The sequence below is a fragment of the Herbaspirillum rhizosphaerae genome, from assembly GCF_001189965.1.
Classification (GTDB): Bacteria; Pseudomonadota; Gammaproteobacteria; order Burkholderiales; family Burkholderiaceae_D; genus Herbaspirillum; species Herbaspirillum rhizosphaerae.
This window is the reverse complement of record NZ_LFLU01000003.1, coordinates 1-15,328: the sequence shown is the minus strand read 5'-3', so window position 1 is coordinate 15,328 and position 15,328 is coordinate 1. Positions and strand designations below refer to the sequence as shown.

Below are 15,328 nucleotides of genomic sequence, written 5' to 3'. Positions count from 1 at the left end.
ATATAAAAATAGTGGAGGCAAACAAGTGAGCCAAATTCTAGCACGCAGCACCACTGACAGTTCGACCAGCACGCCCGACTTTCTCCTCTGAAAACCGTAGCAATTGTTGATCATGCCAACCAAACCACAAACTAAAACTTCTGCTCGCAACACCCCTACCCCTGGCCCCGGCTCCACCGAAAAACGCCCCGTCAAGTCCGCAGACAAGGACGCTCCGCTCAAAGAAGACATCCGCCTGCTCGGCCGTCTGCTCGGCGAAGTGCTGCGCGACCAGGAAGGCGACGCCGTCTTCGAGGTGGTCGAAACCATACGCCAGACCGCCGTGCGCTTTCGCCGCGAATCCGACGCCAAAGCCGGCGCCGAACTGGACAAACTGCTCAAGAAGCTGACCCGCGACCAGACCAATTCGGTGGTGCGCGCGTTCTCCTACTTCTCGCATCTGGCCAATATCGCCGAAGACCAGCACCACAACCGCCGCCGCCGCGCCCATTTGCTGGCAGGCTCGGCGCCGCAGCCGAGCAGCGTGGCCTATGCCCTGTCGCGCCTGGACAATGCCGGCGTGTCCGGCAACACCGTGCGCAACTTCCTGTCGGAATCGCTGATCTCGCCGGTGCTGACCGCGCACCCGACCGAAGTGCAACGCAAGAGCATTCTCGACGCCGAGCGCGAAATCGCCCGCCTGCTGGCGCTGCGCGACAGCCCGCTCACGCCCAAGGAACTGCGCGACAACACCGAACTGCTGCGCGCCCGCATCGCCACGCTGTGGCAAACCCGCATGCTGCGCTATACCAAGCTGACCGTCGCCGACGAAATCGAAAACGCGCTGTCCTATTACCGCATCACCTTCCTGCGCGAACTGCCGGCGCTGTACGACGACATCGAAGAAGAAATCAACGCGCAGTTTCCATCACGCGCGCGTTCGCGCACCACGCCGGCCGAATTGCCGCCGTTCGTGCAGATGGGCAGCTGGATCGGCGGCGACCGCGACGGCAATCCCAACGTCAACGCCGGCACCATGCAGCGCGCGCTGCAACGCCAGTCGACCACGATCTTCGATTTCTACCTCGACGAAGTCCACGCGCTCGGCGCCGAGTTGTCGATCTCGACCCTGATGGTCGACGCCAGCGCAGAATTGCTGGCGCTGGCCGACACCTCGCCCGACACCTCCAACCATCGCGCCGACGAGCCTTACCGCCGCGCACTGATCGGCGTGTATGCGCGCCTGGCGGCAACCGCCCGCAATCTCGGCGTGGTCAACATCCTGCGTCAGGAAGTCGGCGCCGCCGCGCATTACGACGCGCCGGAAGAATGCATCAGGGAACTGCAGGTGCTGATCGACTCGCTCAACGCCAATCACGGTGCGGCGCTGGTCAAGCCGCGCCTGGCGGTGCTGAAGCGGTCGATTGAAATCTTCGGTTTCCACCTCGCCACGCTGGACATGCGTCAAAGCTCCGACGTGCATGAGCGCGTGCTGGGCGAACTGTTCGCCAGCGCGCAAGTGGAGACATCCTATGCCAGCCTGAGCGAAGAAAAAAAGATCGCGCTGCTGCTGGCCGAATTGTCCAAGCCGCGCCTGCTGTATTCGCCTTACCTGACGTATTCGGACGAAACCAATTCCGAGCTGACCATCCTGCGCGCTGCACGTGAGATCCGCCAACGCTACGGCGCACGCGCGATCCGCAACTACATCATCTCGCACACGGAGACGGCCTCCGACTTGCTGGAAGTGCTGCTGCTGCAAAAGGAAACCGGCCTGCTGCATGCCGACGCCAAGGATCCATCGAAGCTGGTCGAGCTCGAACTGATGGTGATCCCGCTGTTCGAAACCATCCCCGACTTGCGCTGCGCCGCCGACATCATGGAGCAATGGCTGTCGTTCCCGCTGGTGGCGCCGCTGATCGCCGATGCGAAAAACCCAGGCAAGCTGCAGGAAGTGATGCTGGGTTATTCCGACTCCAACAAGGACGGCGGCTTCCTCACGTCGAACTGGGAACTCTACAAATCCGAAAACCGTCTGGTGGAATTGTTCAACCGCACCGGCGTCAAGCTGCGCCTATTCCACGGCCGGGGCGGCACCGTCGGCCGCGGCGGCGGTCCGAGCTATCAGGCCATCCTGGCGCAACCTCCGGGCACGGTCAACGGCCAGATCCGCCTGACCGAGCAAGGTGAAATCATTGCCTCCAAGTTCTCCAATCCGGAGATCGGCCGCCGCAATCTGGAGCTGCTGGTCGCGGCGACGCTGGAAGCCAGCCTCATGCCGGAAACCACCGACGCCAAGGAAACCCGCAAGCTGGCCGAGTTCGAACGCGTGATGGAAGACCTGTCGGAACGCGCCTATCAGGCCTACCGCAACCTGGTCTACGAAACGCCGGGCTTCACCGACTACTTCTTTGCGTCGACGCCGATCGCCGAGATCGCCGAACTCAACATCGGTTCGCGCCCGGCTTCGCGCAAATCGACGCGCCGCATCGAAGACCTGCGCGCGATTCCATGGGGCTTCTCGTGGGGTCAATGCCGCTTGCTGTTCCCGGGCTGGTACGGCTTCGGCAGCGCGGTGTCGGACTGGCTGCAGGAAGGCGGCGCCAAAGAGAGTGCCAAGAAACTGGCGACGCTGCGCGCCATGTGTAAAGAGTGGCCGTTCTTCGCCGCCCTGCTGTCGAACATGGACATGGTCTTGTCCAAGACCGATCTGGCGGTGGCCTCGCGCTACGCCGGGCTGGTTGCCGACCGCAAGCTGCGCACCGCGATCTTCGGACGCATCGTCAGCGAGCATGAGCGCACCAGCCAGTTGCTCAGCGCGATTACCGGCAACAAGGATCGCCTGGCCGGCAATCCGCTGCTGGCGCGCTCGATCAAGAACCGCTTCGCCTATCTCGATCCGCTGAATCACTTGCAGGTCGAGCTGATCAAGCGCCATCGCAGCACGGCTGCAGCAGGCAAGAAGGTCGAGGAACGCGTGCAGCGCGGCATCCACCTGACCATCAACGGCGTCGCTGCCGGTCTGCGCAATACCGGCTGATGCAGTAAGTTGTTCTGCGCGTACACCGGCTTGCAGCGCATCGGTGTACGCGATCACTATCGCGATTCGCCCTACCCGTTTCGCTTCCTTCGAGCCATCAGGAAAAACACGATAGCAAATTTCGGAGTGTCCGGGCATCATTCGTTCCAGAGAATGATGCCCTTATCTTTCTTCTGCCGGAATCCCCATGCAACCCGCCGACCTGCTCCGCCTGTTCGTCTTGTCCGCCATCTGGGGCGCAAGCTTTCTGTTCATGCGCATCGCGGTGCCGGAAATGGGAGCCCTGAACACGGCGTTCTTCCGGGTGTTGTTCGGTGCGTTGGGCCTGCTGCTCATCCTGGCGGCACTGCGCGTAAAATATCGATTTCAGGGAAAACTGCGTGCGGCGATGCTGCTGGGCGCCATCAATTCCGGCATTCCTTTTGTGCTGTACAGCCTGGCGGCCAAGGTGCTGCCTGCCGGCTATTCGGCCATCCTGAATGCGATGACGCCGCTGATGGGCGTGGTCATCGGGGCGTTATTTTTCGGTGACACACTGACCGGCCGCAAAGCGGCGGGCGTACTGCTCGGCCTGGCCGGCGTTGCCGTGCTGACAAGAACCGGGCCGGTGGTTTTCGATACGGCGACCGTTTTCGGTGCGCTGGCCTGCCTACTGGCGACCGCTTGTTACGGGCTGGCGGGATTTCTGACCAGGCGCTGGATCACCGATCGCGGCGGACTGGACAGCAAACTGCTTGCGTTTGGCAGCCAGTTGGGAGCGGTTACGTTGCTGTTGCCGTTTTTTGCCGTTACGGCAAGCACAGCAGGCACCCCGTTTCACGGCAGCGCTGGTACGTGGTTTGCTTTGTTGGCATTGGGATTTGTGTGTTCGGCGCTGGCCTACATTTTATTTTTCCGATTAATTGCCGATATAGGACCTGTGAAGTCGTTAACCGTTACTTTTTTGATACCGCTGTTCGGTGTCTTGTGGGGTTGGCTGTTTCTGAATGAACCATTGTCCTGGGCCTACGCTGCGGGAGGCGTATTGATCGGGGCGGCGTTGCTGCTGGTGCTGAAGCCGGCCGCAACGAAAGCAAAGGCGACGACAACGTCGCCGGACAGAATCGACAGCAAGCCGACGTCAGTCTGAAGGCAAACACCTGCAGGCGGCCAACGGTTGCACACATTAATATTTGGGGAAGTTCACCATGCGTATCTGGGGCAAAACTATTGCATCGCTCTGTCTGACAGGGCTGTGCGCACAATTCGCTGCGGTTGCAACAGCAGCGGCGCCGGCCGCCAAACCAGCGCCGCTGCCGCCGTTGCGCACCGAACGCGTGTTCCTGACCAGCGTCGATACGCCGGGCGGCAAAGCGACGGCCTTGTTCGGTTTCTGGTTCAAGGGCAAAGGCAAGTCGGACAAGAAGCCGACCATCATCGCCATGCACGGCTGCGGCGGCCTCTACAGCAGCGTGAATAAAGAAAAAATCGAATTCACCCCACGCCACATCGCCATGGCGCGCGCACTGACCGATGCCGGCTACAACGTGCTGTTCCCGGACAGCTTCACGCCGCGCGGCCGCCGCTCGATCTGCCAGGAAAGCCTGGCCCAGCGTGAAGCCAGCAGCGCCAATCGCCGTTACGATGTACAGATCGCCATGCGCTGGCTCGCCACGCAAGAGGACGTCGACTACGCACGCGTGGGCATGGTCGGCTGGTCGCACGGCGCCACCACCATCCTGGCAGCGCTGAATCTGGCGCAGACCGACGTCGCCGTGCGCAAGGTCCAACCCAAGGCCGCCGTTGCCTTCTACCCGACCTGCACGCCCTACGCCGGCAGCCGCACTCCCTACAAGCCCGCTGCGCCGATGTTGATCCTGATGGGCGAGAACGACGACTGGACGCCGCCGGAAGCCTGCGAATCGCTGGAAAAGAAAGTCGCGGGCAGCGACACCGACATCACCTTGCGCCTCTATCCCGACACCTACCATGACTTCGACGCGCCCGGCCTGCCCATGCACGTGCGCATGGACATCCCCGGCGTCGGCAAACGCGGCGAAGGCGTCACCAGCGGCGGCAATCCCGATTCCCGCGCCGAAGCCTATCGCGAGATGCTGAAATTCCTGAAAGACAAGCTGGAATAAGCCCGAGCCGGAGTCGGCATCATGAAAAAAGCGGATGGGGCGCCAGCCCCATCCGCTTTTTTATCGCCCCGCCGAAGTGAGCATACCCTTCGTCAATGGACAGGGAATCCGGCAAATCAACGATGCGCAGGTACGCAGCCCCCGCCGCCGTACAGCAAATAACCGGGCAGCTCAGGAATTCACCGCGCTCAATTGTGTCAATCCAGCTATTGAGCGCTGCCGAATGCGCTCGCTTGAAAAATTCCCGGAAGGACACCCATGCCGCACCAGCTCAAGATGATTCCCATGACGACCACCGACTTCGAGCGCTTCGTCGAAACCTCGTCGGCCGACTACGCCGAACAGTGCCGCCTGACCGGCCTGCCCTCGCTGGAAACCAGCCGGCCGCAGGCGCGCGCCAACCTGCAAGCCTTGTTGCCGCTGGGACTGGCGACGCCGGGCCACTACCTGATGCTGTTGCAGGAAGAAGAAAGCGGCGCCAGCGTCGGCGAGATCTGGTTTGGAGAAGTGACGAAAGACGGCGAGACCTCGGCCTTCCTGTACGACCTGACGATCGATGCAGAACATCGCCGGCGCGGTTTTGCCAGCGCTGCGCTGGAACTGTTGCTGGAAGAAGTCAGGCTGCGCGGCCTCAGCAGCCTGAGCCTGAATGTGTTTGCACATAACGAGGCGGCGCAGGCGCTTTATCGCAAGGCGGGATTCCTCGCCAGCGAGATCACGATGGTGCGCACGCTTTCGTCCGACTGAGAGATTTCAATTCAGCGACGTCAAAAAAATTGCGGCCGACAAGGCGGCCGCAATCCTACAACATCTGCAAATTTCCGAAGAGCAATTTCCGGTCAGGAAATCAACTCTTCCATCCCCGCGCCCAGCTCGGCCAGCGGCGGCAAGTCATCCAGCAGCACCGTCGATTTCACGCCCAGTTTGGCGGCAACATCGTCCGGGAAAGTCGATTCCATTTCCTCGCGGGAATACTTATTCTCCTCCGCGCGGGCACGCCATGCCGCGATGTGGATAACGGCGGCGATCTTGTTGAAAGGCGCGACTTCCAGCGGTGTCGGGAAGGCCTTGATGGCATCCGAGAATTCGTCAGGGAAGCGCCAACGCTTGGCCAACTCGGCGCCGACGTCGGAAAAATCGTAACCGAACGAAGTGTGTTCCACATCCAGGCGGCGCGCATCGATAGGGCTGGCGATCTTGTCGATCTGCAAGGTTTGCTCCGGCATGGCGGCATGCATCACCAGTTGGCCGATGGCATGCATCAGGCCGACCGTGAAGGCCAGGTCGGAGTTGAGTCCCTGCTTCTTCGCCAGCCATTTGGCGACGATTGCGGTATGCAGGCTATAGCGCCAGAACAGCTTGAGATCCACGCCCGACATGGACTTGAAGCTGCCGGTCAGGCCGGTGCTGACCACCAGGGTGCGCACGGTCATGAAACCCAGCATCAGCACGGCGTCGTCGACGGTGCCGATGCTGCGCGAGACGTGATAGTAGGAAGAGTTCGCCAGGCGCAGCAGCTTGGCGCTGAGGACCTGGTCGGCGCTCAGTTTCTTGGCGATGTCTTCGATCGACACATTGTCGTTGTTGAAGCTCTCGATGACTTCCTGTACGACCTTGGGAATGCTGGGCAATGCTGCTTGTTGCTGAAACAGTGCTTCAAAATTCATGAGACCTCTCCCCGGATGAGACCACGTGAGCCTGTCAGGCTTCTGGTTAACAGACCCAACAAAATCGAATTAGTTGGATTTACAAAACAGCAATTTGAGTATCTTCAAGATTTGGCAAGAGTGCAATGTTTTTTATGCCACTCCCCACTGAAATTGCCTCGATGTTGCCATCATGCCTGCATCGGCGCCACGCAGAAAATTCCCTATTGACTTGCACCGGACTTGCCGCCAATTTGCGTCCCGTCACGATCCGCGCCATGCCGATGCATGTCCGGGCGCGCCGTGGCGTGGCTCAAATGTCATCTGCTTGCTATAATCGCGTATTCTCCGGGACCCCCACTATGACCGCTCAATTATCGAAAAAAGGCGAAGCCTGGTCGGCTCGCTTTTCCGAACCCGTTTCCGATCTGGTGAAACGTTACACCGCTTCTGTCTTTTTCGACAAGCGCCTGGCGCAGTTCGACATTCAAGGCTCGCTTGCCCACGCTGAAATGCTGGCGCACCAGCAGATCATCAGCGCGCAGGATTACGCCGATATCCAGCGCGGCATGACCCAGATCAAGGGTGAAATCGACGGCGGCCAGTTCGAATGGCTGCTCGACCTCGAAGACGTCCACCTGAACATTGAAAAGCGCCTGACCGAACTGGTCGGCGACGCCGGCAAGCGTCTGCACACCGGCCGCTCGCGCAACGACCAGGTCGCCACCGACATCCGCCTGTACATGCGCGCCGCCATCGACGACATCAGCGGCCTGCTGCGCGACCTGCGCGCCGCCTTGGTGGATCTGGCCGAACAGCACGCCGACACCATCCTGCCGGGTTTCACCCATATGCAAGTGGCGCAGCCGATCACTTTCGGCCACCACGTGCTGGCTTACGTTGAAATGTTCGGCCGCGACGCCGAGCGCATGGCAGACGCCCGCAAGCGCGTCAACCGCCTGCCGCTGGGCGCCGCCGCACTGGCCGGCACGACCTTCCCGATCGACCGCCTGCGCGTGGCCAAGACGCTAGGCTTCGACGACGTCTGCCGCAATTCGCTGGACGCGGTTTCCGACCGCGACTTCGCCATCGAATTCTGCGCCGCCGCCGCGCTGGTGATGACCCACATTTCGCGCATGTCCGAAGAACTGGTGATCTGGATGAGCCCGCGCGTCGGCTTCATCGACATCGCCGACCGCTTCTGCACCGGTTCGTCGATCATGCCGCAAAAGAAAAATCCGGACGTGCCCGAACTGGCGCGCGGCAAGACCGGCCGCGTCAACGGCCACCTGATCGCCCTGCTGACCCTGATGAAAGGCCAGCCGCTGGCCTACAACAAGGACAACCAGGAAGACAAGGAACCGCTGTTCGACACCGTCGACACGCTGACCGACACGCTGCGCATTTTCGCCGACATGGCGCGCGGCATCACCGTCAAGCCGGAAGCCATGCGCGCCGCCGCGTTGCAGGGCTACGCCACCGCCACCGACCTGGCCGACTATCTGGTCAAGAAGGGCCTGCCCTTCCGCGATGCCCACGAAGCCGTCGCTCACGCCGTGCGCACCTGCGTCGACCGCAACTGCGACCTGTCGGACCTGACGCTGGACGAACTGCGCGTCTATTCGCCATTGATCGAGAACGACATCTTCGGCGTCCTGACGCTGGAAGGCTCCGTCGCCGCCCGCGACCACATCGGCGGCACCGCCCCGAACCAGGTGCGCCTGGCGATCGCGGAAGTGCGCAAGTCGCTGTAAAGAGCGCAGTTGCAACAATGCGCTGCAAGGAATAAAGCAATAAGGAAATACCAGCGGCATCCGAACTGCCAACGCGACCCGGATGCCGCTGTACTGAGTCTGTACCAAAAGTAGCAGTGCGAGGTAATCAGTTGGACCGGCCGGTAGCAATACAGGCCAGCATCAAATCTGTCATCAGTGTCACCTTCGCCTCGGCGAAGTCAGCAGACGGTTGCAAAACGACTTATCAGGTTGCAGTGCAGCAGTGTGTTTAAACCGGTTTACGGTATTCTTGACCGGTTGTATCCCAAAGGCCGCACGACGGCCTAAAGAGGATGGAGCAAAATAGGGAGATCCCACCCAAGATTTCCTGCACCGGTTACCTCCGGTTCATATTTCGCGTCATCCTCTATAAGAATATCTAACTAAGGAGAGAACTCGATGCGATTCAACATGCTTAAAACCGCTTTAAAGACCTTGCCTGCGCTGATGATCGGTGCAACCCTGGCAAATGCAGCACTGGCTGCCGACGTCAAGCTCGGCCTCGCCGCAGCACTGACCGGCCCTGCCGCCAAATACGGCGTCGCCATCAAGAACGGCTTCACCTTGGCTGCCGACGAAGTCAACGCCAAGGGCGGCGTCAACGGCAACAAACTGGTCCTGATTGCAGAAGACGAACAAGGCAAGAAAGAAGAAGCCATCAACGTCTTCAAGAAACTGATTTTCCAGGACAAGGTGCTGATGGTCTTCGGCCCGACCCTGTCCAATTCCGCTTTCGCTGCTGACCCGATCGCCAACGCCGCCAAGGTCGTCGCTTTCGGCACCAGCAACACTGCCGACGGCATCACCGCCATGGGCCCGTTCACGTTCCGCAACTCCGTCATGGAAGCCGACGTGCTGCCAGTGACCGTCAAGGCTGCCGTCAAGCATTTCGGCATCAAGAAGGTCGCCGTGATCTACGGTAACGACGATGCGTTCACCAAGTCCGGCTACGACGTCTTCAAGGCCACGCTGGAACAGCAAAAGATCCCGGTCACGACAACCGAGGCTTATGCCAAGGGCGACGTCGACTTCAAGGCGCAGCTGACCAAGATCAAGGCCGGCAACCCTGACGCCATCGTCTGCTCCTGCCTGGCCGAAGAAGCTGCCAACATCATCCTGCAAACCCGCACGCTGGGCATGAAGCAACCGTTCATCGGCGGCAACGGCCTGAACTCGCCGAAGCTGTTTGAAATCGCCAAGGATGCCGGCGACAACACGCTGATGGGCAGCCCATGGTCGTCGGAAAACCTGACACCGGCCAACAAGGCGTTCATCGCTGCGTACAAGGCCAAGTTCGGATCCGACCCTGACCAGTTCTCCGCCCAGGCCTACGATGCGCTGCACGTGGTTGCCGAAGCGCTCAAGAACGTCAAGCTGTCCGGCGCACTGGACAAGGATCGTGACGCTCTGCGTCTGGCCCTGCCTGCAGTCAAGATCGACGGCGCCACCGGCAAGTTCGCCTTCCGCGCTGCGCCTGCCGTCGCCGGCAAGCAAGTCGGCTTCGATGCACAACAGGAAGCTGTCGTCAGCATCGCCAAGGGCGGCAAGTTCACTCTGCTGAAGTAATTTCCGGCAGGAAGAACGAACGCAAAGACTCCGGTATTTTTTACCGGAGTCTTTTTGTTCCCACTGCCCGGTTAGTGTCACCAGTTTTACCCAATCGCGAAAAAGAACAGGCTAGCCAAAAGCCGCTTTTCTGATGTAACGAGGGATACATCGCCAGCCTGCCAGCGCGTGCATGTTCATGCATGACTGACGGATGAGACCGGCGCTCCTCACCATTCGTCACTACTCTATTCGCAGGTCCTATGTTAGAACAACAACTTATCAATGCCCTTTCGCTAGGCAGCGTCTATGCGCTCTTTGCGCTTGGATTCACGCTGGTGTTCGGCGTGCTCGGCGTCATCAACCTGTCGCACGGCGCGATCTTCATGCTGGGCAGCTATGCCGCCCTGCTGCTGGTCGAACAACTGGCGCTGCCGCTCTGGCTGGCCATGCTGGCGGCAATGGTCGCCACCGGACTGATCGGCCTCATCGTCGACTTCCTGGTGCTGAAACCGCTGCGCAAGCGCAATGCCCCCCATTTGATTCCCATGATCGCCACCATCGGCGTCGCGATCATGCTGACCAATCTCGCGCAAGGCCTGTTCGGCGCCGAGAACAAGCGCTTCCCGGTCGGCACCATTCCGGAAGACAGCGTCACCATCGGCAACCTGCACGTCACCGCCGTGCAGGTCGGCATCGTGGTCATCGCCTTCGTGCTGATGATCGTGCTGCTGGCCGTGATGCGCCGCACGCAACTGGGCCGCGCGCTGCGCGCCATTGCCGAGTCGCCGAAAGCCGCTTACCTGCTGGGCATCAACGTCGAAGGCCTGTTCTACCTGACCTCGTTTGCAGCAGCAGCCCTGGGTGGCGCAGCGGGCGTGCTGGTCGGCCTGTCGTTTAACGCGATCTCGCCCTTCATGGGCCAGCCGATGCTGCACAAGGGCATCGCCGTCATCATCCTGGGCGGCATGGGCGACATCCGCGGCGCCATGATCGGCGGCTTGTTCCTCGGCTTTGCCGAGGTGCTGACGGTAGCCTACATTTCGAGCGACTTCCGCGATGCGGTAGCGTTCGGTCTCCTGTTTTTGATTTTGTTGGTCAAGCCTTCCGGCATGTTCGGCAAAGTGCTGGAAAGAAAGGCTTAATCCCATGAACATGATGGAATGGTGGGATGGATTCTGGGCGACGTATAACACCGTCATCTTCAGCGTCGGCGTCAACGCCATGCTGGCCCTGTCAATCTACGTCACGCTGTCGTGCGGCCTGCTGTCGCTGGCCAACGCAGCGTTCATGGGGATCGGCGCTTACGTCGCCTCCCTGATTACCATGCAGGCAGGTCTGCCCTTCCCGGTTGCGCTCGCGGCCGGCGGCGCCCTGCCGGCGCTGGTGGCGCTGGTGATCGGCATCCCGACGCTGCGCCTGTCCGGCGTCTACCTCGCGATGGCGACGCTGGGCTTCGGCGAAGTGGTGCGCGTGGTGGTGCTGAACATGGACATCACCGGCGGTCCGATGGGTCTCAACGGCGTGCCGCCGGTGACCGAGTGGTGGCACATCGTCTTGCTGCTGGGCGTGACCGTGTACTTCCTGGCCCGCGTGCGCCGCTCCAAGATCGGCCGCGCCTTTGAAGCGATCAAGGAAGACGAAGTCGCGGCCCGCCTGATGGGCGTCAACGTGGCCGGCTACAAGCTTTTGGCCTTCGTCATCGGCGCTGCGATCGCGGGTGTGGCCGGCGCCTTGAATGCGCACTACACCTTCACCATCGGCCCCAACAACTACGGTTTTGAAAACGCCGTGGACATCCTGACCATGGCCGTGTTCGGCGGCACCAGCAACCTGATCGGCCCGATGATAGGCTCGACCATCCTGTCGCTGCTGCCCGAAGTGCTGCGCCATTTCAAGGACTTCCGCCTGGCCGCCAACGGCCTGATCCTGATCCTCGTCGTGCTGTATCTGCCGAAGGGTATCTGGGATCCGCGTCGCATTCGCGCGTTCATGCAACGCCGTAATGCTACTAACTCTGCAAGCAAGAAGGTGAACTGATGCTTTTACAATTCAACCAGATCAGTAAAAACTTCGGCGGTTTGCAGGTCCTGCAAGGCGTCCAGTTCCATGTGCCGGAAGGCGGCATCTTCGGTCTGATCGGCCCCAACGGCGCCGGCAAGACCACCGTGTTCAACCTGATCACCGGCCTGCTGCGCGCCTCCTCCGGCAACATCGTGTTCGACGGCCAGGACATCGGCAACGTCGCCCCGCACAAGATCACCGAGCGCGGCATCGCCCGCACCTTCCAGAACATCCGCGTGTTCAAGGAAATGACCCTGCTGGAAAACGTCGTGGTCGGCATGCACGATCACCTCGACTACGGCTTCGGCGGCCTGCTGCTGAACCTCGGCTCGTTCCGCAAGATCGAAAAGGAAGCCCGCGAACGCGCGCTGGAGCTGCTGTCCTGGGTGCGCCTGGATCACAAGGCCGAGATGCTCGCCGACAGCCTCTCCTACGGCGAACAGCGCAAGCTGGAATTCGCCCGCGCGCTGGCGACCAAGCCCAAGCTGCTGCTGCTGGACGAACCGGTGGCCGGCATGAATCCGGCCGAAAAGACCGAGCTCATGGCCGAAATCATCAACATCAAGCAGCGCGGTTTCTCGATCTTCATGATCGAGCACGACATGCGTTTCGTGATGGGCCTGTGCGACCGCGTCGCCGTGCTCAACTTCGGCAAGATCATCGCCGAAGGCACACCGGATGAGATCAAGAACAATCAGGAAGTGATCGAGGCCTACCTCGGCAAGGAAGAAGCGTAACCATGAGCCAAGTCCCCAACGTCATTCTGCAAGTCCAGGACCTGGCGGTTTCCTACGGCCACATTGAAGCCGTCAAAGGCATCAGCCTGACCCTGAACGAAGGCGAAATCACCGCGCTGGTCGGCGCAAACGGCGCCGGCAAGAGCACCTCCTTGCTGGCAATTTCCGGCCTGGTCAAGGCGTCGCGCGGCAAAGTGCTGTTCAACGGCGCCGACATCACGCAGCAGTCGCCGCACCGCATCGTCGGCAGCGGCGTGGTGCAAGTGGCCGAAGGCCGCGCCACGCTGACCACGCTGACCGTCGAAGAAAACCTTGCACTGGGCGCCTACACGCGCAAGGACAAGCCCGCCATCGCCGGCGACCTGGAATGGGTTTACTCTCTGTTTCCGGTCCTGAAGAACCGCGCCAAGGGCCTGGCCGGCAACCTCTCCGGCGGCGAACAGCAAATGCTCGCCATCGGCCGCGCGCTGATGGCCAAGCCCAAGGTCTTGCTGCTGGACGAACCGTCGATGGGCCTGGCCCCGCTGATCATCCAGGAAATCTTCCGCATCGTGCAAGAGATCAACAAGACCGGCATGACGGTCCTGCTGGTCGAACAAAACGTGCGCCAGGCGCTGCGCATCGCGCAACGCGGCTACGTGCTCGAAACCGGCAAGATCGTGCTGGAAGACAGCGGCGCCAACCTGTTGCACAATCCGAAAGTGGTCGAAGCCTATCTGGGCGGCTGATCGCTTCCGGTTTTCGGCAAACAAAAACAGCGACCCGACGGTCGCTGTTTTTGTTTGTACCGCCCGAATGCTTTACCATCCGACGTAATTGCTTTCATCAACTCCTCCATGCCGACTTTCAACTCTTCCCTCGTCTGGTTCCGCCGCGACCTGCGCATCAGCGATCACGCCGCCTTGTACTACGCGCTCAAGCAAAGCAAACAGGTGCATTGCGTCTTCGTCTACGACCGCGACATTCTCGACGCTCTGCTCGCCGACGGCCTGCAAGCCGATCGCCGCATCGAGTTCATCATGGCCTGCATTGCCGAACTCGATGCCGCCTTGCGTGAGGCGGGCGGCGCGCTGATCGTGCGCCATGCGTCGGCGCAGCAAGACATCCCGGCGCTGGCGGCGGAGCTTGGCGTCGATGCCGTCTTCGCCAATCACGACTACGAACCGCAAGCGATCAAGCGCGATGCCGCCGTCAAAAAACAATTGGAGAAAGACGGCCGCCAATTGCTGAGCTACAAAGATCAGGTGATCTTTGAAAAGGACGAAGTACTGTCGCTGGCCGGCCGCCCCTTCTCCGTCTTCACGCCGTACAAGAACGCGTGGATGAACAAGCTGTCCGGCCCCGGCGGCGACTTCTATCTCAAGCCTTATCCAGTGGATGCCTATTTCGCACAGCTCGCCCCGCCGTCAAAGAAACATCACAAGGCTCTGCCTACGCTGAAAGACCTCGGATTCCTGCCCACCAATCTGAAAGACCTGCGCATCCCGACCGGCATGTCCGGCGCGGCGCAATTGCTGGAAGACTTCCTGCCGCGGCTGGGAAAATACGGCGACACGCGCGACTTCCCGGCAGTCAAAGGGCCGTCGTATCTGTCGGTGCATCTGCGCTTCGGCACCATCTCCATCCGCACGCTGGCGCGCGCTGCGGTCGACGCCATGCGCATCGGCGAGGGCCGTCGCGGTGCGCCGGTGTGGCTGTCCGAACTGGTCTGGCGCGATTTCTATTTCATGATCCTGTTTCACTATCCGCGCGTGGTGGAGCGTTCCTTCAAGGCCGATTACGACGCGATCCAGTGGGAAGGCGGCAAGCACGCGCGCGACCTGTTTGCGAAGTGGTGCGAGGGCCGCACCGGTTATCCGCTAGTCGATGCCGCCATGCTGCAACTGAACCAGACCGGCTACATGCACAATCGCCTGCGCATGGTGGTGGCGAGTTTCCTGACCAAGGATCTGGGCATCGACTGGCGCTGGGGCGAGAAGTACTTTGCTGATTTTCTGAATGACTTCGATCTGTCGGCCAACAACGGCGGATGGCAGTGGGCCTCGTCTTCGGGATGCGATGCGCAACCTTACTTCCGCATCTTCAATCCGATTACGCAGTCGGAGAGGTTTGACGTCGACGGCAAGTTTATCCGGCGCTATCTGCCGCAGCTGGCGGGGGTGCCGGACAAACATATTCATGCGCCCTGGCTGTGTCCTGCTGACTTGTTGAAGGCTGCGGGGGTGAAGTTGGGGAAGGATTATCCAAAGCCTATGGTGGATCATGCTGAGGCGCGGAAGAGGACCTTGTTGAGGTATGCGGTGGTGAAGAAGGATTTGGGGGATGAGGACTGAAGCTTTGGTTGTTCGCAACGGCTTTGGTGTTTTGTTCCGACCGACTTTATCTGTTATTGAATCTTTTCTTTCTTCGGACGACCGTG

The 15,328-nt window shown here is 60.7% G+C and carries 12 protein-coding genes; 11 read left to right on the top strand and 1 reads right to left on the bottom strand.

Annotated features, from left to right (window positions below; genetic code table 11):
- Positions 1-112: 112 nt before the first annotated feature.
- From ppc to AKL25_RS05450, 4 genes are all read left to right on the top strand, one after another.
- Positions 113-3,019 carry a phosphoenolpyruvate carboxylase gene (gene ppc / locus AKL25_RS05470; RefSeq protein WP_050476957.1) on the top strand — a complete coding sequence of 969 codons (2,907 nt, stop codon included), beginning with the start codon at positions 113-115 and terminating at the stop codon, positions 3,017-3,019.
- A 187-nt stretch (positions 3,020-3,206) separates the two neighbouring features.
- Positions 3,207-4,148 carry a DMT family transporter gene (locus AKL25_RS05465; RefSeq protein WP_050476655.1) on the top strand — a complete coding sequence of 314 codons (942 nt, stop codon included), beginning with the start codon at positions 3,207-3,209 and terminating at the stop codon, positions 4,146-4,148.
- 58 nt (positions 4,149-4,206) lie between these two features.
- Entirely contained in the window at positions 4,207-5,142 is a 936-nt protein-coding gene (locus AKL25_RS05460; RefSeq protein WP_050476654.1) for a dienelactone hydrolase family protein, read from the top strand.
- Between the two features lie 258 nt (positions 5,143-5,400).
- A complete protein-coding gene (locus tag AKL25_RS05450; protein WP_050476652.1) occupies positions 5,401-5,889 on the top strand; it encodes a GNAT family N-acetyltransferase in 489 nt (162 codons plus the stop codon).
- Between the two features lie 92 nt (positions 5,890-5,981).
- On the opposite strand, the gene AKL25_RS05445 is transcribed toward AKL25_RS05450, so the two are convergent.
- On the bottom strand, positions 5,982-6,809 hold the full coding sequence (locus AKL25_RS05445; protein ID WP_050476651.1) for an HDOD domain-containing protein: 828 nt from the start codon (positions 6,807-6,809) through the stop codon (positions 5,982-5,984).
- A 341-nt stretch (positions 6,810-7,150) separates the two neighbouring features.
- Here AKL25_RS05445 and argH point away from each other — a divergent pair, with 341 nt between their 5' ends.
- The 7 genes from argH (at position 7,151) to AKL25_RS05410 (ending at position 15,242) form a co-directional block, all read left to right on the top strand.
- Positions 7,151-8,542: an argininosuccinate lyase gene (gene argH, locus AKL25_RS05440; protein WP_050476650.1), complete on the top strand. Its 1,392-nt coding sequence runs from the start codon at positions 7,151-7,153 to the stop codon at positions 8,540-8,542.
- A gap of 420 nt (positions 8,543-8,962) precedes the next feature.
- On the top strand, positions 8,963-10,129 hold the full coding sequence (locus AKL25_RS05435) for an ABC transporter substrate-binding protein (RefSeq protein ID WP_050476649.1): 1,167 nt from the start codon (positions 8,963-8,965) through the stop codon (positions 10,127-10,129).
- Between the two features lie 242 nt (positions 10,130-10,371).
- Entirely contained in the window at positions 10,372-11,253 is an 882-nt protein-coding gene (locus AKL25_RS05430; protein ID WP_050476648.1) for a branched-chain amino acid ABC transporter permease, read from the top strand.
- Positions 11,254-11,257: 4 nt separating this feature from the next.
- Positions 11,258-12,148 (top strand): branched-chain amino acid ABC transporter permease, encoded by an 891-nt coding sequence (locus tag AKL25_RS05425; protein WP_050476647.1) that lies wholly within the window; start codon positions 11,258-11,260, stop codon positions 12,146-12,148.
- Positions 12,148-12,909 carry an ABC transporter ATP-binding protein gene (locus tag AKL25_RS05420; protein WP_050476646.1) on the top strand — a complete coding sequence of 254 codons (762 nt, stop codon included), beginning with the start codon at positions 12,148-12,150 and terminating at the stop codon, positions 12,907-12,909. Before AKL25_RS05425 ends, AKL25_RS05420 begins: the two co-directional genes overlap by 1 nt.
- 2 nt (positions 12,910-12,911) lie before the next feature.
- A complete protein-coding gene (locus AKL25_RS05415) occupies positions 12,912-13,637 on the top strand; it encodes an ABC transporter ATP-binding protein (RefSeq protein ID WP_050476645.1) in 726 nt (241 codons plus the stop codon).
- A 108-nt stretch (positions 13,638-13,745) separates the two neighbouring features.
- Entirely contained in the window at positions 13,746-15,242 is a 1,497-nt protein-coding gene (locus AKL25_RS05410; protein WP_050476644.1) for a cryptochrome/photolyase family protein, read from the top strand.
- Positions 15,243-15,328 lie beyond the last annotated feature (86 nt).